Below are 19,709 nucleotides of genomic sequence, written 5' to 3' on the forward strand. Positions count from 1 at the left end.
ATGGAACTTCCTCCGAAGAAGCTTCTGACTCTTCTACAGCCTCACGCATCTCTTGAATTAAATCATCCAGACTCTGAGTTTCGACTAACTCCTCTTTTTTGTATTGACGAGTCGCAAACTTATCCGCCTCAATTTCATCTTTGTGTTGCTTGACATACTTGTCCAAAATGGAATCTTCAGGCAAGACTCCTGCTTCCACTTCTTCATTTTTACGAATAGCTTGACCAACTGTTAGTTCTTTTGCTTCATCAAAATCAAATTGCGGTTCGTGACCTTCTTTTTTATGACGATTTCGTCTTTTTTTACTCATGAGTATCCCTTTCTATTTTACCTCTTGCCGTTTGACACGCTGACCAAAATATTGATACAGATCCACTTTCAAGGTTCCGTTGTATAACTTACGCTTCTTATCTGCTTGGCTACCATACTTGCTTTCAAAAGCTTCATCACTAGTCAGGATAAATTTGCTCCAAGTTTTCAGTGGTGCAAATACTTGCCCCATCTCAGCATAGAGCTTGGTCACCCCTGCATCATCTGACAAGCGTTCACCATAAGGCGGATTGGAAATAATCACGCCATTGATTTTATCGGAACGCAAATCCTGCACGCGCATCTGCTTAAAGGTAATATCTCCTGCAACACCAGCTGCCTGAGCATTGGCTTTAGCAATTTCCACCATGCGAGCATCAATATCACAGCCCATGATATCCAGTTCCAGCTCACGATCCACTTTTTTAGCCGCTTCTGTACGCACTTCCTGAATCAAGCGATCGCTGACCCAGTTCCATTCCTCAAAGGCAAAAGAGCGACGAAGTCCTGGTGCCATCTTTCGAGCAATCATGACTGCCTCGATACAGAAAGTCCCCGAACCACAGGTCGGATCAATCAAAGGCTTGTCTGGATACCAGTTAGAAAGTTGTAAAATAGCTGCCGCCATGTTTTCCTTGATAGGAGCGCCACCCTTTTCCGTACGATAACCACGTTTAAAGAGGCTATACCCGGTCGTATCAATCATGACAGTTGCCACATCTTTGAGAATAGAGACCTCAATCTTAAACTCTGGGCCATTCTCCATCAGAGGAACACCTTCTGGGCGGGCGTAGTGTTTCTGCAATTTCTTGACAACAGCTTTCTTAGAAATAGCCTGTACACTGGGCTCATTGTGAAGTTTGGACTTAACACATTTGGCTTTTGAAATCGGGAACCGAGCTCCAAGTGGTAAATAATTTTCCCAATCTAAAGCAAAAACTCCCTGAAACAACTCTTCAAAAGTCTTAGCTGGGAAAGTTCCTACAATGATCTTGATACGATCTGCTGCCCGAAGCCAGACGTTGGTTTCAATAATAGCTCTCACGTCTCCTTGAAAACGAACACGTCCATTTTCAACCTGACAATCGTAGCCCAACTCTCGTACTTCTCGTCCCACAACAGCTTCAAGACCTGCTGCCACAGTTGCAATTAAATTAAATTCTTTTTTCATGTTACAGTCTTGCAAGACCTTTCTATATGTCCACTTTAAAAAATGAGGTTGAGAAAATTTCTCAGCCCCAACCTATATGCAATTTTCTATAAGCCATGTTTTGTTCCAGAAGTGACTAGGACCACTTCCTTCGATAATCATCTGTCTACCACTAACAGCTCTAGCTGATAGCAGTCAGAATACTACGTTCGTTTCCGCGTACTCCATGCCCCGACCAAAATTTGGGTTGCTAGCTTGAGGGGTTTACCGCGTTCCACTCTCTCCGTTTCCAGAAAGACTCCGTCACTGTGGCACTTTCAAGCCTACTCTGACCTATCCAAGGACTTAGCCATTTCAACTGCCGTAACGATTTCTCGTCCCTAGGCTTATGGTTTCGCCTAGCACAAACACTACAGGCATCACAGCCTGTGCTAGCATGGACTTTCCTCATGAGAAGCAATTCTCCTCACGCGATTATCCAAAAATTGCATGTAACAAGACCTGAATTACAAATCAGTATTGTCTAAAATTTGTTTACCAAAAACTTCTTTTTCAAGACGATTCAAGCGTTTTAAAATATCAAAATTCGTCATAGAAGATGAAGCTGCCACATCAATTGGATCTGGGTGACTAGGACTTGGAGCCGAACTCACTTGCGGTTTACGAGTTAATTCTTCCTTCAAATCCGCAATCTCCTGACGAAGTGACTTGACCAAGGCAGCATAGGTTTCATAGTCCTTGATGACATCGTCTAAAAACTCGTCAACTTCTACCTTACTATAGCCACGGACTTCACGCCCAAACTCTTGTTCAAAAATATCTTTCGCTGAAAAAATAATACTTGCCATGTCTCTCTCCATTCTCGCTTGCTAGTATTATTATATAAAAAAAGGCAAACAAAAATCAAGGTCAAAGCTTCAATTTTCGGAAAAATTTTCAGCAAGTTCATTTAATTGATCAAATGTTAATCTCTTTATAAAATAGTCCTCTTGATTTTTCATCTTTCGGTAAAAATAAGCTAGTTTCGTTTCATTTTCTTCATCATAAAAAAGATAGGAACTAGTCGTGTTTTCCAGCAAAAACTGCTGGTAATCTCTTAACTGCCCCTTGTGTTCATAGCAAGGATAGGCATATTTGACAAAGTCTACCTGCTTAAAGCGACTCAGTTTCATCTGATTGCCTTCATTCCAATTTTCCCCATGGGTTTCAAAAGCAAAAATGGTCGCCAACTGGAAACCGTACTCTGTTTTCATCTCCTGAGCAACCTCTAAAACCCAATATTCAAAACCCAAACTTCCTGTAAACACAAGCCAAGACACCCCATCTGCTGCCATAGCCTCTAAATCTTTACGTATTGCTTTTTTTATCAATTTAAGACGAGGATCCTTATCAGAAAATAAACCCAAATCAAAAGCAGAATAGCCTAAAACCAAAGCTGTAGCCATTTTTAACCCTTTCTGTGCAAATTTATGGTATAATAGAGTGATGTTATTGTACCAATAAGGAGAATTATGGTCAACTATCCACATAAACTTTCATCACAAAAAAGACAAACATCTCTTTCTCAACCCAAAAATTTCGCAAATCGAGGAATGTCTTTTGAAAAGATGATCAATGCTACCAACGACTACTATTTGTCTCAGGGCTTGGCTGTTATACATAAGAAACCAACCCCTATTCAAATCGTACGAGTGGACTATCCACAACGAAGTCGTGCCAAGATTGTTGAAGCCTATTTTCGACAAGCTTCAACGACGGACTATTCTGGCGTTTATAATGGATATTACATCGACTTTGAAGCCAAGGAAACAAAACAAAAACGTGCGATTCCGATGAAAAATTTTCATCCACATCAGATTCAGCATATGGAACAAGTCCTTGCCCAACAAGGAATCTGCTTTGTCCTTCTTCACTTTTCTTCTCAGCAAGAAACCTACTTATTGCCGGCATTCGATTTGATTCGCTTCTATCATCAAGATAAGGGACAAAAATCAATGCCACTTGGATATATTCGAGAATATGGATATGAAATCAAGGCTGGTGCCTTCCCTCAAATTCCTTATCTCAATGTTATCAAAGAACATTTATTAGGTGGTAAAACAAGATGAACAAACCAACGATTCTGCGCCTAATCAAGTATCTGAGCATTAGCTTCTTAAGCTTGGTTATCGCAGCCATTGTCTTAGGCGGAGGAGTTTTTTTCTACTACGTTAGCAAGGCTCCTAGCCTATCCGAGAGTAAACTAGTTGCAACAACCTCTAGTAAAATCTACGACAATAAAAATCAACTCATTGCTGACTTGGGTTCTGAACGCCGCGTCAATGCCCAAGCTAATGATATTCCCACAGATTTGGTTAAGGCAATCGTTTCTATCGAAGACCATCGCTTCTTCGACCACAGGGGGATTGATACCATCCGTATCCTGGGAGCTTTCTTGCGCAATCTGCAAAGCAATTCCCTCCAAGGTGGATCAACTCTCACCCAACAGTTGATTAAGTTGACTTACTTTTCAACCTCGACTTCCGACCAGACTATTTCTCGTAAGGCTCAGGAAGCTTGGTTAGCGATTCAGTTAGAACAAAAAGCAACCAAGCAAGAAATCTTGACCTACTATATAAATAAGGTCTACATGTCTAATGGCAACTATGGAATGCAGACAGCAGCTCAAAACTACTATGGTAAAGACCTCAATAATTTAAGTTTACCTCAGTTAGCCTTGCTGGCTGGAATGCCTCAGGCACCAAACCAATATGACCCCTATTCACATCCAGAAGCAGCCCAAGACCGCCGAAACTTGGTCTTATCTGAAATGAAAAATCAAGGCTACATCTCTGCTGAACAGTATGAGAAAGCAGTCAACACACCAATTACTGATGGACTACAAAGTCTCAAATCAGCAAGTAATTACCCTGCTTACATGGATAATTACCTCAAGGAAGTCATCAATCAAGTTGAAGAAGAAACAGGCTATAACCTGCTCACAACTGGGATGGATGTCTACACAAATGTAGACCAAGAAGCTCAAAAACATCTGTGGGATATTTACAATACAGACGAATACGTTGCCTATCCAGATGATGAATTGCAAGTTGCTTCTACCATTGTTGATGTTTCTAACGGTAAAGTCATTGCCCAGCTAGGAGCACGCCATCAGTCAAGTAATGTTTCCTTCGGAATTAACCAAGCAGTGGAAACAAACCGCGACTGGGGATCAACTATGAAACCAATCACAGACTATGCTCCTGCCTTGGAGTACGGTGTCTACGATTCAACTGCTACTATCGTTCACGATGAGCCCTATAACTATCCTGGGACAGATACCCCTGTTTATAACTGGGATAGGGGCTACTTTGGCAACATCACCTTGCAATACGCCCTGCAACAATCGCGAAACGTCCCAGCCGTGGAAACTCTAAACAAGGTCGGACTCAACCGCGCCAAGACTTTCCTAAATGGTCTCGGAATCGACTACCCAAGTATTCACTACTCAAATGCCATTTCAAGTAACACAACCGAGTCAGACAAAAAATATGGAGCAAGTAGTGAAAAGATGGCTGCTGCTTACGCTGCCTTTGCAAATGGTGGAACTTACTATAAACCAATGTATATCCATAAAGTCGTCTTTAGTGATGGGAGTGAAAAAGAATTTTCTGATGCCGGTACTCGGGCTATGAAAGAAACTACTGCCTATATGATGACCGAAATGATGAAAACTGTCTTAGTATACGGAATCGGACGTGGAGCCTACCTACCTTGGCTTCCACAAGCAGGTAAAACAGGTACTTCTAACTATACTGACGAAGAAATTGAAAAGTATATCAAGAACACTGGTTACGTAGCTCCAGATGAAATGTTTGTAGGGTATACCCGCAAATATGCAATGGCTGTTTGGACAGGCTATTCTAACCGTCTGACACCACTTGTAGGCGATGGCCTTACGGTCGCTGCCAAAGTTTACCGCTCTATGATGACCTACCTGTCTGAAGGAAGCAATCCAGAGGACTGGAATATGCCAGATGGCATTTATCGAAATGGGCAGTTTGTTTTCCAAAATGGAGCAAGACCGACTTGGACTGAAACGACATCCCAATCATCTTCAACCGAAAACTCATCAACAAGTGCAGAAAGCTCTACTAGCCAAGCACCAGCAACAAGTCCTGATGCTAGTACTAATGGTCAAAACCAAGCACCAAATGCACCCGGAGCCAATCAAAACCCGGCTCCACAAACTCCTCAGACCCCTCAAGTTCAACAACAACCACAACAGTAAACGAAAAATCCTGAGAACTCTAAACTCAGGATTTTGTCATTTTCAAAATGAAATACAGAGATCAAGTACATTTTCCCACACTAAAACGCATACTATCAAGGCTTTATCACCTGACAATATGCGTTTTACTTTTAAGGACTTTTTGCTCAGTCTCTTTTTGTTTTATTTGACATGTTTGGCAAGTTCTTCTTGCGCTTTTTTATTGGATTCTGCTTTTTCTTTCATCCATTTTTCTTGAGCTTTTTGGTATTCATCTACAGTGACTGCCTTGTCTTGAAGTTCCAAGTATTTGTATAGGAGCGGATCGCTTGTCCCCTTGTTACCAGAGAAGGCAAACGGCATCGTAAATGGTACCATCTTAGACAAGATTGGGCGACCAGTAAGTGTTGTTGTTGGGATAATCAAGGCACTATCTGTCAACCAAGCTTGTGCAACTGCGTATTTATCATAACGTTTTGCTACGTCTGTTGTCTCATTTCCAGCTTCAGTTACTAATTTCTCATAGTCGTTTAGACCAACAGTTTTAGCTGCAGCATTATCTGTACCAGAATCAAAGCCAAGGTAGGTTTTAGTGTTTTCGCCAACTGATGGTTTGATAATATCGAGGTAAGTAGATGGATCCGCAAAGTCTGGACCCCAACCAACATTATCTGAAATATCCCAATCTTCCCCAGCTGCTGTTTCAGCAAAGTAGGTAATATTCAAGACTTCATCTTTTTGTAGTTGTTGAATATCAATTACGACATTATCTGTACCCAAGGTTTCTTCAACCGATTGTTTGAAAGATTGGACACGTTGAACTTTTGTCGTTGCTGTCTGGTCAACTGGCATATCCAAATGAATTGGGAAAGTCACACCTTCTGCTTGTAAAGCTGATTTAGCTTTAGCAAATTCAGCCTTGGCTTTTTCTGGATTGTAGAGACCATCTTGTGAATCTGCAAGATTGACATCCTTCCATTCATCCCCATAAGTCACTAATTTCTCTTTGACTATATCGCCAAAGTTTTTCCCATCTGCTTGAACAAATGTTGGTGGCACAAAGAGATTACGCAAGATTTTGCTTGCACCGCTGGCACCGTTCACTTGTGAAGCATAGGCCGTACGGTCAAAACCAAAAGCAATAGCTTGGCGGAAATCCTTGTTTAAGAGAGCCTTTTTAGTAGAAGTCTTTTGTTCGTCGCTTGTCTTAGAGGTATATTTATAAGACTGACGATCAATATTTGTTCCCACTAGATACGTAGTCGAGTCTTGTTGCGTATAGACAATGTTGTCTTTCATACTCTTCTCAAGCTCTGCGAAACTTGCACTTGTTGGATAGAGACGAGCTGCTGTAAAGCTACCATCTTTAAAGTTTTCTGCAGGTTTGCTGGTATCTTGACCATCCCAGAATGACAATTTTATCTTATCAACATGAACATTGTCCTTATCCCAGTAGTTAGGATTTTTCGCAAATTCAACGGAAGATTTGGCCACAAGAGATTTTAACAAATAAGGACCATTATACAAGAGACTGCTTGGATCCGTAGCTTTGGCAAAATCATCCCCTTTTGAGTTCAAAAACTCTTCATTGACTGGCGCAAGCACACCCATAGTTGTTTTAGAATTCCAAAAACTTTCAGGTTTGTTCAAGGTGTATTGGACTGTTTGATCGTCAAGGGCTTTAATCCCGACTTGAGCAAAGTCTGTGATTTCACCTTTTGCATAGGCATCCAGACCTTTGATTGAATCCTGTACCAAGTAAAGGGCTTGTGATTTCTTATCTGTTGCATATTTAAGACCTGTCACAAAGTCCTGAGCCTTAACAGGCGCATACTCTTCACCTTCTGCAGTATACCACTTGGCGTCTTTACGAATTTTATAGGTATAGGTCAAGCCATCCTTAGAAACCGACCAGTCCTCTGCCATAGAGGGAATCAAATTCCCATAGCGGTCATTTTCAAGCAATCCATCAATCACATTACTAGTAATGCTTGAAGTAGCTGCCTTACTGGTTGTCAAATAGTTGAGATTATCTGGATCTGTCTCATAGGTAAAGGCAAAGGTTTTTTCACCTTGAGCACCTGAACCCCCAGAACAAGCAGCTAAAACACCAGCTGCTAATAAGGTTACTCCCGCAAGAGCCAATACTTTTCTTGTTTTCATAGTATTCTCCTTTGTTTTTTTATTCATTATAGACCCTTTTTCAAGTCCTGTCAATAGAATTTTCTGAATTTTAAGAGTTATTTGTTATATTTGATATATTCTGAAAAATAAAATTGTTCATTTATGCCAAAAAAGCCAACAGAGGTTCTCTTCTGATAAGCAGAAAAGAATCTTGTTGACCTTACTTCTAAAAATCTTAAGTAGCAAAGATTCTAAAATGACGGAATCCTTGCATCATTGTCCCAACTCTTCCTCGACTACATTCAAGGTCCGTTCAATGACCACATGCATGTCGTAGTATTTATAATCAGCCAAACGTCCACAGAAAATGACCTTATCATTCTGTGCTGCTTCTTCTTGATATTTGGCAAATATAGCATTGTTTCTCTCATCATTGATTGGATAATAAGGCTCATCTCCACGTTTCCAATCAGCTGGGTATTCACGAGTAATGACCGTTTTAGCTTGTGTACCATACTCAAAGTGTTTATGCTCAATAATACGAGTATAAGGAATTTCTCGCTCTGTATAGTTTACAACTGCATTTCCTTGATAGTTCTCTTCATCAAGAACTTCATGCTCAAAACGAAGACTACGGTATTCTAACTCACCATATTTATAATCAAAGTATTGGTCAATCATTCCTGTAAAGACAACCTTTTCAGCAGAAACTTCTAATTCCTCACGATTGGCAAAAAAGTCAAGGCCAAGTTCTACTTCAACATCCTTGAGCATATTTTCGATGATAACGTTGTAACCACCAATTGGAATACCCTGGTAACGGTCATTGAAGTAGTTATTATCAAAGGTTAAACGAACTGGTAGACGTTTGATGATAAAGGGTGGAAGGTCAGTCGCAGAACGTCCCCATTGCTTTTCAGTATATCCTTTAATCAACTTTTCATAAATATCTGGACCGATTAACTTGATAGCCTGTTCTTCCAAGTTTTTAGGTTCAACAGCCTTCATATGTGCCGTTTGCTCAGCAATCTTATCTTTGACCTCTTGAGGAGTTTTTGTACCCCACATAGCATAGAAAGTATTCATATTGAAAGGTAGATTATAAAGGCTACCCTTGTAATTAGCTACAGGCGAGTTGATGTAGTTGTTAAATTCAGCAAATTGATTCACATAATCCCAAACTTTTTTATTAGAAGTATGAAAGATATGGGCACCATATTTATGAACATTAACCCCTTCTACATTCTCACAGTAGATATTTCCACCAATGTGGTCACGTTTATCAATAACTTTTACTTTTTTTCCACGCTTGGTTGCTTCATAAGCAAAAATTGCCCCCGACAAACCAGCACCAACGATTAGATAGTCGTACATAGTCTCTTCCTTATCATTTATCTTTACATCTCCTTAACTATAGCAAAAGAGAGGATCTTAGTTTCAATCTATTTTAGCACAAAACAAATCATTTCTCAGTTTTCAATAGCCGAGTGATTTAAAAAGACAAGCACCAAAACTGATGTTTGTCTTTATGATTTTGCTTGAAAAGGCTATTTCTAACTATTTAACATGTTTTTCTGCTTCTTTTTGAGCTTTTTCGATTGCTTTTTTGCTTTCTTGCTCCCATTTGGTCTTAGCTTCTTCAAACTGTTTGGTCGTCACAGTGTCTTTTTGCAGTTTCATGTACTTGTAGTTATTGCCATCACCCTTGATACCAACCAATGAATACCCTCTTGTAAATGGCGTTACTTTGGTTACAGATGCTGTACCACCACTTGACATGGCTGACATAATCAGAGAATTGTCAATCATCCAAGCCTGTGCTTCAGCATATTTTTCATAGCGTTTGGCTACATTTTTATTTTCACTATCTGCATCTTTGAGCATCTTAGTGTAGGTATCCAGACCTAGGCTAGTGATTTTTTCCTTGTCTTCCTTGGCATCTAGTCCAAAAATCTTGAGGTAGAATCCATCCTCTGCATTGAAAGGATTGAGATAAGTTGATGGATCTTGGTAGTCACCTACCCAACCATCAAAGTTCAAATCATAGTCACGATCAGCTGCTGTTGGCGCTAAGAAGGCTACGTTATTAAAATCATCTGTTGAAAGTTGCTGAACATCAATGACAATGTTATCAGCACCTAAAACTGACTCAAGGGTCTGCTTAACAGAGTTCATACCTGTCACGGCATTCTTACTTGTCTGATCAACTGCAACATCCAAGTGTATTGGGAAGGTCACACCTTGACTTGCCAATTCTTTTTTAGCTTCCACAAATTTTGCTTGGGCTTTTTCTTTGTTAAAATAGGCATCCTGAGCATCTGCCAGGTTAATACCTGACCATTCTGTGCCATAGTTGACCAATTTAGAAGCGACTACTTCTCCAAAGGTCTTGTCTCCAACTTGGACAAATGTAGGAGGTACTAGGGTGTTACGAAGGGTCTTGCTAGCTGCTTCTTCCCCATTTGACTGGGCAGAATAGGCTGTGCGGTCCAAGGCAAAGTTCACCGCTTGGCGGAAGTTCTTATTCAAGACAGCAGTCTCAGTTGATTTTTTCTGCTCATCTGTCGTTTTAGACGTATGGTTGTAAGCCTTACGGTTGACGTTGAAATTGAAGTACCAAGAAGTCTTGTCCTGCAAGCTATAAACGATATTATCCTTATATTTTTCCTTGGTCTTGGCGAAGTTAGAACTATTTGGATAAACCCCAGCGATTGAATAGGCTCCACTTTCAAAGTTACGGATGGTCAATTCTTGGTCTGAGCCATCAAAGTAAGCCAATTTCACATGTTCAATTGATACTTTGTCATGATCATAGTAATGCGGATTTTTCACATACTCGATTGATGATTTTGATGTGAAATCTTTTAACAAATAAGGTCCGCTGTAGAGAATACTATCTGGAGATAGGGTTCCAAAATCTTTCCCTTTTGAATTTAGAAACTCTTCATTGACTGGGAAAAGAATACTATTGGTTGTTTTTGAATTCCAGTAAGGTTCTGGGCGTGCCAAAGTATACTCAACAGTCTGGTCGTCGATGGCCTTCACTCCAACCTTAGAAAAGTCAGAATCTGCTCCTGTAATATAATCATTCAAGCCCTTGATCGAGTTTTGAATCAAGTCAATGGCCTGTGATTTATTGTCCACTGCATACTTGATCCCTGTCACAAAATCTTGTGCCTTGACTGGAGCGTACTCTTCACCGTCAGCCGTGAACCATTTGGCATCTTTTCTCAGTTTGTAGGTATAAGTCAGACCGTCGCTTGAAACAGACCAGTCTTCTGCCAAAGATGGAACTAGGTTTCCATGGTTATCATTTTCAAGCAAGCCATCAACTAGGTTGGTAATGATGGCTGTATTATCAGCGTAGTAGTCTAATAAATAGTTAAATGTAGTTGGATTTCCACTAAAGGTTGATGAGTAAGTTTTTGTATCTGAACCTGATTGTCCGCAAGCAGCTAAAAGCAAAGCAGCCGCAAAAGTCAGGCCTGCACTAAGAACACGATTTTTTGTATTCATCTTCTTTCTCCTTTATGTTAGTTTTTATAACATATGTTTATTTTACCAAAATAGTGGGAATTTGTAAAGTTAATTGAATTTTGAGAATGAAAGTTTATAAACTTTAGTCATAAAAAAACAAAGGATTTCTATCTTTCATACAGTCCTCCCTTGTTTTTATGCGATTTATCATTTAAATATCAATGAATTAACTGATAACCTAACGAAAGCAAGATTCTCATTCACATTATTTTATGTGCTTTTCTAAATCCTTTTGATACTGAGCATTCGATTCCAGTTTTTCCTTTTGCCACTTTTTGAAGGCCGCATCATACTCTTTAGTTGTCACAATATCATTTTGAAGTTCCATTCCTTTAAAAATAAATGGATCCCCCTTAATACCGACCTGTGAATAAGCTTTGGTAAATGGAACAGTACGACTAACCATAGGAGAGCCCCCTGAAGAAGCAACTGGAATAAGAAGTGAACTATCAGTAACCCAAGCCTGTGCTTTGGCATACTTTTCGTATCGTTTATCAAGATTACTTGTCTCAGAAGCCGCATCATCCAAGAGCTTCTTGTATTCATCCAAGCCAACTTTCGCCACAACTTCAGGATCCTTGCCCTTTGTTATACCTAGATGTTTCAAGGCAGAACCCTTCTTAGCATCTAAAATATTGAGATAGGTTGCTGGATCTTGGTAATCTGGTCCCCAACCTGTTCCGTTCAAATCATAATCTTTTTGGGTTGGAACTTTAGCTTGAGAAGTAATACTTTCCTTCTCATTATCTGTCATTTGAAGAACATCTATAATGACATTCTCCGTTCCAAGCGTTTCTTCAATTGATTGTTTTAGCGAATTGGTTTGTTGAACCGCAACTACATCAGTTTGCTCAACAGGCACATCCAAATGAATCGGGAAACTTACTCCCTTAGCTTGCAATTCTGACTTCGCTTTTTCAAATGCAGATTTAGCCTTTGTTGGATTGTAAATTGTATCCTTACCATCTGTGAGAGTCACATCTTTCCACTGTTCTCCATATTTCAGTAGTTCATCCTGAGCCAACTGTCCGAAGGTCTTCCCAGCTACTTGAACATAGTTATCTGGCACTAGACTATTACGAATAATCTTATCCGCACCCTCTTCACCGTTTAATTGAGCTGTATAGGCGTGGCGATTAAATGCAAAATTAAGAGCCTGACGGAAGTTCTTATTGAGAAGAGCTTCTTTTGTTGATGTTTTTTGTGACTCATCTGTTTTAGCTGTTTTATTGTAAGACTGGCGGTTTACGTTCACAGTGAGGTAGTAGCTTGTTGCCTCTTGTGGACTATAGACAATCTTATCTCCGTACTCTTTCTTAGTTGACTCAAAGTTTGAGCTTGCTGGAAAAAGACGTGCAGTGGTATAGGCACCTTGTGTAAAGCTACGAATTAAGGATTCTTGATCTGATCCGTCATAGAATGTTAACTTTACATTATCAATCTTGACATTTTCCTTATCCCAATAGTTAGGATTTTTTTCATATTCAATCACAGATTTAGAAATCAAAGATTTCAAAAAATATGGGCCATTGTAAAGAATACTTGATGGAGTTGGCGCTCCGTAATCCTTGCCTGTTGCATTCAGAAATTCTTCATTTACAGGAAGCATGGTTGCTGTGGTTACTTTAGAGTTCCAAAAACTTTCCGGGTTATTAAGGGTATATTCTACCGTATAATCATCAAGAGCCTTCACACCTACAGTTGAGAAGTCGTTTGTCTCACCACTAACATAAGCCTCTAATCCTTTGATGGATTTCTCAACCAAAGAAAGACCATCAGACTTTCCATCTGCTGCATGTTTCAGACCTGTAACAAAATCCTGAGCTTTGACTTCCGCATACTCCTCTCCTTCTGAAGTATACCACTTCACACCTTTACGAAGTTTGTAGGTATAAGTCAAGCCATCTTTAGAAACTGACCAATCCTCTGCTAGAGAAGGAATGAGATTCCCATATTTATCATTCTCTAAAAGACCGTCGACGACATTACCTATTACGTCAGAAGTTGAACTTTTACTTGTAAGGCTATAATCCAAGGATGATGGATCAACTGCATAAACATAAGAGAATGTTTTGGGAGCATCTGCATTCTTTTCACTTTTCCCACAAGCTGTTAAAAGAATGGCTGTGCTCAAGGTCACTCCTGCTCCTAAGAGCCACTTTTTCGATTGCATAAATAATCTCCTTCAAAATAGTATTTTCACTATTATACCCTATTTTTTTATAAATGCAAGAGTTCTTATGGAATTTGTTAGAAAATTCTAACAAATGTTTTTAAAAGAGTTTTTTATACAACTTTTAGCAAAAAGAGGCTGGGCAAAAAGTCTTGAAAATAAAAAACGCATAATATCAGGTCTTGAAAAACCTTGGTACTATGCATTTTATTGTGGGAAGATTTACTTCATTTTCTCCTGAAGTCGAGTTTTTGCCCAATCTCTCTCATTTTAGTCAGTCAATTCCACACAGAAAGCATCCCATGGAGCTAAGATTTGTTTTTCAAAGACTTCTTGAGCCGTGGTGTTTTCAATCAAGACAGATTTGACTGTTCCTTCTACTGTTAAGTCTTGCTCTTCATTGGACAAGTTGGCCACAACTAGAAAACGACGGTCGCCATCTTTACGGATATAAGCAAAGACCTTGTCAGCCGTATCAAGCAATTCAAAGTCAGCTCGAATCAGCCAGCTATTCTCCTTGCGGATTTGAACGAGTTTTTTATAAGTATAGAAAATAGAATCTGGATTTGCCAGTGCTTCTTGAACATTGATTTCTTCGTAGTTTGGATTGACTGGCAACCAAGGCTGACCTGTCGAGAAACCGGCGTTTTTGCTCTCGTCCCATTGCATAGGGGTACGGGCATTGTCACGACCAATGACACGGATACTGTCCATGATTTCTTCCATCGGAACACCTTTTTCAAGAGCTTCACGCGCATAGTTAAGAGATTCAATATCTTCTACTTGGTCCAGTGTTTCAAAGGGATAGTTGGTCATCCCAATCTCCTCACCTTGGTAGATATAAGGAGTCCCTCTCATGAGATGAAGCAAGATTGCAAAGGCTTTGGCAGATTTTTCGCGGTATTCTTGGTCATTTCCCCAGATTGAGACGATGCGAGGAAGGTCATGGTTGTTCCAGAAGAGGGAATTCCAACCGTCCTCAACTCCTAACTCTGTCTGCCATTTGTTGAAAATCTCTTTTAACTTAGCAATATTCAGCTCTTTTTGATAGTGCCATTTAGGTTGCCCTTCCTGATACTGAAGACCGATATGTTCAAACTGGAAGACCATAGACAATTCTTGCCCCTTTGGATCAGAGTAGAGCTTGGCAATTTCTGGCGTTGCCCCCCAGGTCTCCCCTACCGTCAAGAGATTCTTATCTCCAAAGGTCGCTTGATTCATCTCCTTGAGATAGGGATGGAGCATAGGACCATTATTGACTACCTTCTCATCAGGAATTTTGCCAATCATGTCAATAACATCCATACGGAAACCGCCAATACCTTTATCAATCCAGAAGTTCATCATCTCATAAATTTTCTGACGAAGTTTTTCATTTTCCCAGTTGAGATCTGGCTGTTTCTTACTGAAAAAGTGGAGATAGTATTGACCTGACTTTTCATCGTATTCCCAAGCAGATCCACTAAAGATAGAATCTAGATCGTTGGGCTCATCGCGCCAGATATAGTAGTCTCGCTCAGGACTGTCGGGATTTTCACAGGCCTCAACAAACCAAGCATGTTCATCTGAAGTATGATTGACCACTAAGTCCATGATGATACGGATATCACGCTTCTTAGCTTCCGCAATCAGTTGGTCCATGTCCTCCATAGTTCCGAAAATAGCCGCAATCGCTTGATAATCAGCAATATCGTAGCCATTATCATCCATAGGACTGTCATAAACAGGAGAAAGCCAAATCGCTGTGATTCCTAACTTAGCTAGATAGTCTAACTTACTGGTAATACCTGGCAAATCACCAATTCCATCTCCGTTGCTATCCATAAAGCTCTTAGGATAGACTTGATAAACCACGGCATTGTGCCACCATTTTTCTTGCATCTTCTTACCTCATTATTTTCATAATCTACAATCTATGATAGCGCTTTTTAGAATTTTGTGCAAGCGTTTGCCTAATCTTTTTAATTTCTTTTTTGACTCCATAGTTTCCTAACTTCCAATTTTTTATTATAATAGAGGTCAGAGGTAAAAAAATGAAAAAACAAGCTTTTAGTTCTGAACAATATTTGAATCTACAGCGCGACCACATCTTGGAGCGCATTAACCAATTTGACGGCAAGCTCTACTTGGAGTTTGGTGGCAAAATGTTAGAAGATTTCCACGCTGCTCGCGTGCTTCCTGGTTATGAACCTGACAACAAAATCAAGCTCTTGCAGGAATTAAAAGAGCAGGTTGAGGTCGTGATTGCCATTAACGCAAGCAATATCGAGCACTCTAAAGCACGTGGTGACTTGGGCATTTCTTATGACCAAGAAGTTCTTCGCTTGATTGATAAATTCAATGAATTAGGGATTTTTGTCGGCTCAGTGGTCATCACACAGTACGCTGGCCAACCAGCTGCAGATGCTTTCCGCAATCAACTTGAGAAAAACGGAATTGATTCTTATCTTCATTATCCAATCAAAGGATATCCGACAGATATGGACCACATTATTTCTCCAGAAGGTATGGGGAAAAACGACTACATCAAAACCAGTCGCAACTTGATCGTCGTAACGGCTCCTGGACCTGGTTCTGGAAAATTGGCAACTTGTATGTCCAATATGTACCACGATCAAATCAATGGTATCAAGTCTGGCTATGCCAAATTTGAAACCTTCCCAGTTTGGAATCTTCCCCTTCATCACCCAGTCAATTTGGCCTACGAGGCTGCCACAGCAGACCTTGACGACGTCAACATGATTGACCCTTTCCATCTCCAAACCTACGGAGAAACCACTGTCAACTACAACCGTGACATCGAGATTTTCCCTGTGCTTAAGCGCATGTTAGAGCGTATTCTTGGTGAATCTCCATACGCTTCACCGACAGACATGGGTGTCAACATGGTTGGTTTCGCTATTACTGATGATGAGGCTGCTGTCGAAGCTTCTAAACAAGAAATCATCCGCCGTTACTATCAAACTGTTCTTGATTTTAAAGCTGAAAAAGTTGGCGAATCTGCTGTTAAGAAAATCCAGTTGCTCATGAATGACCTTGGCATCACACCTGCAGACCGTAAGGTTGCTGTTGTTGCCCGTCAAAAAGCAGAAGAAACTGGTGGACCAGCCCTAGCCCTTGAATTGCCAAATGGGGAAATCGTCACAGGTAAGAACTCAGAACTCTTTGGTCCTACAGCCGCTGCTCTTATCAACGCCATCAAGAAATCAGCTGACATCGCTAAAGAAGTAAAACTAATCGAACCTGAAGTTGTTAAGCCAATCCAAGGCCTTAAAATAGACCATCTCGGTAGCCGCAATCCACGCCTTCATTCAAATGAAATCCTGATTGCACTAGCTATCACAGCTACAGAAAATCCTGATGCTGCTCGTGCTATGGAAGAACTTGGCAACCTCAAAGGAAGCGAAGCCCACTCAACCATCATCTTGACAGATGAAGACAAGAATGTCCTTCGTAAATTGGGTATCAACGTAACCTTTGACCCATACTACCAATACGACCGCTTGTATCGTAAGTAACGATTTGAACCTCTCCACCCTCGGAGAGGTTTTCTCTCTGTCTCAGGAGCAACCTTTATGATATAATGAAAGAAGAAAACTGAAAGGATTTACCATGTCAAAAGAAGTTATTGTCGAAAGTTTTGAACTTGACCACACCATTGTTAAAGCACCTTACGTTCGCTTGATTGGGGAAGAAACAGGGCCAAAGGGAGACATCATCTCCAATTATGATATTCGCTTGGTGCAACCAAACGAAGACTCTATCCCTACTGCCGGCCTTCACACTATCGAGCACCTCTTAGCCAAACTCATCCGTACCCGCATCGACGGCATGATTGACTGTTCACCATTTGGTTGCCGTACAGGCTTCCACATGATTATGTGGGGGCGCCACACCAGTGCTGAAATCGCGGCCGTCATCAAGGATTCGCTCAAGGAAATTGCTGAGACTACCACTTGGGAAGACGTCCCTGGAACAACCATCGAATCTTGCGGTAACTACAAGGATCACAGCCTCTTTTCTGCTAAAGAATGGGCAAAACTCATCTTGGAACAAGGGATTTCAGACGATGCCTTTGAGCGTCATGTGATCTAAACGTAAAAAAGATGCTGGAAAAAAGGCTTTAAAACCAGAAAAACGCATAGTATCAAGTGTTAAAACCTTGATATTATGCGTTTTATTATGGGAAGATTTTCTAAATAGGAACTAAACAAATCTAAACCACTTCATCTAATTCTCTTTTATGACATTATTTTCAATCAAAGTTAATTTTGTTTTAGTCTGTTTTATAAAAAACTTGTTCGGATTTATCTGGAGCATTTTGTCCAGCTATGATTCTATTTTTGCTTAAATCAGAATCAATCCATTTTATAGTAATGCCAATTGGATAAATATCTATTCCGTAACCTGTAGGCCCACTCCTTACATCAAATCCTATAACTCCATCAGTTGATATTCCTCCCCTATTTATCTGTCCTCCTTTTACTAAACCAGTCTTATTAAACACTATTTCATGTCCTAACTCATTCCTCCAAGTAGCAGCTATACTAGAGAAGTTGCCTTTTAGTATTGCCTGTGTATCAATTTCTTGTGTTACATTTTCTGTGTGCTATTCTTCTGTGGGAGTCGTGATAAGTGTGGCATCAGTAGCAACCCAGAATTGAAATTTTTCAGAGTCTTCCATGATTTTGATTGTGAAAGTAACGGTTGCTCCTTCTTGCCATCCCTTAATCATAGATTTCTTAATTTGTACTTGTACACCAGTTATAGGAGCATTATTAGCTTTTACCCAAATAGTATGGTATGCTTCTAGAGCTTTAAAATGTCCTACGTATGCTTCCCAAAATTTTTGGCGTGTTAGTTCTGCTGTGAAGCGGTATAGCTGATCAGTCTTTAATCTACCATCATTCTCCATTTCTCGAAGCTCTTCGGCTGTCGTATCTATTATACTATCTTCAGTTGAGCTAGAGCTTGTGGTAGATGTGCTGGATGAAGAACTGGATGATGTAGAGGAACTAGAAGTAGTAGATGGGATTTGTTGTGAAGAGTGGTTAACTACTGTTTCTATATTTTCATTTAGATGTCTAAAGAATAAAAAAGTCGCTCCTATAATGGTAAGAAGTAGAAGTGTAATTGAGGATATAAGAATCCAAAGCTTGTTGCTCTGTGGTAGAGGACAAACTACTACGTGATTCTGATTTTGATAGACTTCAACAATATCGTTTACTTTAGGATGAAAAGTTAACTCATTGATAGGAACATTTAGAGTATCATTTGTGTGGAGTCGAATGATAACATGTGTATCTGAAACGTGAATAATTTGGTTATGTCTTTTATTTTTCATGTAGTATTAGTTTTCGTACATATAGGTATCCATGAGAGAACCATGAGAGGTAGGGCTTTTGTGGTTTTAAAGACCGTTTCATAACTTTGTCTTCCTTTTACTAGTCCGTACAATGTTATATGGTCATCTTCGGCTATGACTTTCTTATTGTATTCATAAACTCTCCTATTTATCTCTTTCATACAAATAAGCAATCATAAATGGTCGTAGTATTACAGAATTATCTGTTGTAGTCTGCAGAACTCCATAAGTTATTCCATACAACACTAATTTATCACCTTCTACTATGACTCTTGATAAGTAACCGTTCGGAATAAAAACAGCAATAGGTTCCCCATATCCTGAACCTAATTCATTTGAAACAATTTGTATTACAGTACCTTTATCGTCTGGATCTTTTACTTGTACAACTTCCCCACTAACTCGTATTTTCATATAGTGAGGAAATTCATCATGAATCCATTTATCATAGTCAAATGACGAGGAATATTTCTGCTTATCCATCCTTTCTTCATCGTCGATTGTTAATAAAGACTTAGGAACAAGTCCTGATATCGAAGATTTTGTAGAACTAGAGCTACTTTCTTGAGATGAAGAGCTAGAACTACTCTTAGATGAAGACGTAGAGGACTTAGAAGAATCAGAAGTATTCTGTGATGTAGTTATTTTACTCATTATAAAATATGCACTAACCGACAAAACAATAACTACAAGAGCTATTAAAAGAGGTTTTATCTTACTTTTTCTAGATTTATGCTTTTTAACTGGGCTACTTTCAACCTTTATAACAATATCACCATAAACCTCTACATAATCCCCCATT

15 protein-coding genes, 1 other RNA gene and 2 pseudogenes are annotated in these 19,709 nt (G+C 39.8%); 4 read left to right on the forward strand and 14 right to left on the reverse strand.

Annotation, left to right across the window (positions count from 1 at the left end; genetic code table 11):
- From WKI42_RS05265 to WKI42_RS05285, 5 genes and pseudogenes are all read right to left on the reverse strand, one after another.
- A pseudogene (locus WKI42_RS05265) lies at positions 1-310 on the reverse strand (cell division site-positioning protein MapZ); the annotation flags it as partial.
- A 12-nt stretch (positions 311-322) separates the two neighbouring features.
- Positions 323-1,480, reverse strand: coding sequence for a class I SAM-dependent RNA methyltransferase (locus WKI42_RS05270; RefSeq protein ID WP_368081368.1), 1,158 nt, complete (start codon positions 1,478-1,480; stop codon positions 323-325).
- Between the two features lie 84 nt (positions 1,481-1,564).
- An RNA gene (rnpB, locus tag WKI42_RS05275) (RNase P RNA component class B) lies at positions 1,565-1,945 on the reverse strand.
- 20 nt (positions 1,946-1,965) lie between these two features.
- Positions 1,966-2,307, reverse strand: a complete 342-nt coding sequence (gene gpsB, locus WKI42_RS05280) for a cell division regulator GpsB (RefSeq protein WP_000146532.1) — start codon at positions 2,305-2,307, stop codon at positions 1,966-1,968.
- Between the two features lie 69 nt (positions 2,308-2,376).
- On the reverse strand, positions 2,377-2,904 hold the full coding sequence (locus WKI42_RS05285) for a DUF1273 domain-containing protein (protein WP_368081369.1): 528 nt from the start codon (positions 2,902-2,904) through the stop codon (positions 2,377-2,379).
- A 66-nt stretch (positions 2,905-2,970) separates the two neighbouring features.
- Between WKI42_RS05285 and recU the strand changes: the two genes are divergently transcribed.
- Together recU and pbp1a are read left to right on the forward strand one after the other, a co-directional pair.
- A complete protein-coding gene (recU, locus tag WKI42_RS05290) occupies positions 2,971-3,567 on the forward strand; it encodes a Holliday junction resolvase RecU (protein WP_000248777.1) in 597 nt (198 codons plus the stop codon).
- On the forward strand, positions 3,564-5,729 hold the full coding sequence (gene pbp1a, locus WKI42_RS05295) for a penicillin-binding protein PBP1A (protein WP_440581617.1): 2,166 nt from the start codon (positions 3,564-3,566) through the stop codon (positions 5,727-5,729). Before recU ends, pbp1a begins: the two co-directional genes overlap by 4 nt.
- Positions 5,730-5,891: 162 nt before the next feature.
- On the opposite strand, the gene WKI42_RS05300 is transcribed toward pbp1a, so the two are convergent.
- The 5 genes from WKI42_RS05300 to WKI42_RS05320 form a co-directional block, all read right to left on the reverse strand.
- Positions 5,892-7,871 (reverse strand): peptide ABC transporter substrate-binding protein, encoded by a 1,980-nt coding sequence (locus WKI42_RS05300; protein WP_368081370.1) that lies wholly within the window; start codon positions 7,869-7,871, stop codon positions 5,892-5,894.
- A gap of 234 nt (positions 7,872-8,105) precedes the next feature.
- The gene (glf, locus tag WKI42_RS05305) at positions 8,106-9,206 is read right to left on the reverse strand and encodes a UDP-galactopyranose mutase (protein WP_368081371.1); all 1,101 of its coding nucleotides are present in this window, start codon (positions 9,204-9,206) and stop codon (positions 8,106-8,108) included.
- Between the two features lie 183 nt (positions 9,207-9,389).
- Positions 9,390-11,348 (reverse strand): peptide ABC transporter substrate-binding protein, encoded by a 1,959-nt coding sequence (locus tag WKI42_RS05310; protein WP_368081372.1) that lies wholly within the window; start codon positions 11,346-11,348, stop codon positions 9,390-9,392.
- Positions 11,349-11,574: 226 nt separating this feature from the next.
- Positions 11,575-13,542, reverse strand: a complete 1,968-nt coding sequence (locus tag WKI42_RS05315; protein WP_016399094.1) for a peptide ABC transporter substrate-binding protein — start codon at positions 13,540-13,542, stop codon at positions 11,575-11,577.
- A gap of 270 nt (positions 13,543-13,812) precedes the next feature.
- A complete protein-coding gene (locus WKI42_RS05320; RefSeq protein WP_050313409.1) occupies positions 13,813-15,423 on the reverse strand; it encodes a glycoside hydrolase family 13 protein in 1,611 nt (536 codons plus the stop codon).
- Between the two features lie 152 nt (positions 15,424-15,575).
- Between WKI42_RS05320 and WKI42_RS05325 the strand changes: the two genes are divergently transcribed.
- Both WKI42_RS05325 and WKI42_RS05330 read left to right on the forward strand, forming a co-directional pair.
- Positions 15,576-17,060 carry a DUF1846 domain-containing protein gene (locus WKI42_RS05325; protein ID WP_368081373.1) on the forward strand — a complete coding sequence of 495 codons (1,485 nt, stop codon included), beginning with the start codon at positions 15,576-15,578 and terminating at the stop codon, positions 17,058-17,060.
- Between the two features lie 94 nt (positions 17,061-17,154).
- Entirely contained in the window at positions 17,155-17,637 is a 483-nt protein-coding gene (locus tag WKI42_RS05330) for an S-ribosylhomocysteine lyase (protein WP_000032547.1), read from the forward strand.
- A 181-nt stretch (positions 17,638-17,818) separates the two neighbouring features.
- Here WKI42_RS05330 and WKI42_RS05335 read toward each other — a convergent pair whose 3' ends face one another.
- From WKI42_RS05335 to WKI42_RS05345, 4 genes and pseudogenes are all read right to left on the reverse strand, one after another.
- Positions 17,819-18,049 carry a hypothetical protein gene (locus WKI42_RS05335; RefSeq protein ID WP_437219277.1) on the reverse strand — a complete coding sequence of 77 codons (231 nt, stop codon included), beginning with the start codon at positions 18,047-18,049 and terminating at the stop codon, positions 17,819-17,821.
- 30 nt (positions 18,050-18,079) lie between these two features.
- Positions 18,080-18,127, reverse strand: a pseudogene (locus WKI42_RS11080) (hypothetical protein); the annotation flags it as partial.
- Between the two features lie 24 nt (positions 18,128-18,151).
- Complete coding sequence (locus tag WKI42_RS05340) at positions 18,152-18,886, reverse strand: hypothetical protein (RefSeq protein WP_368081374.1); 735 nt, start codon at positions 18,884-18,886, stop codon at positions 18,152-18,154.
- Positions 18,887-19,051: 165 nt separating this feature from the next.
- Positions 19,052-19,709: hypothetical protein (locus tag WKI42_RS05345; RefSeq protein WP_368081375.1), on the reverse strand; the 658-nt coding region annotated here is incomplete at its 5' end.

This window comes from Streptococcus pseudopneumoniae (assembly GCF_038148935.1).
In the GTDB taxonomy this organism is placed as follows: Bacteria; Bacillota; Bacilli; order Lactobacillales; family Streptococcaceae; genus Streptococcus; species Streptococcus pseudopneumoniae_U.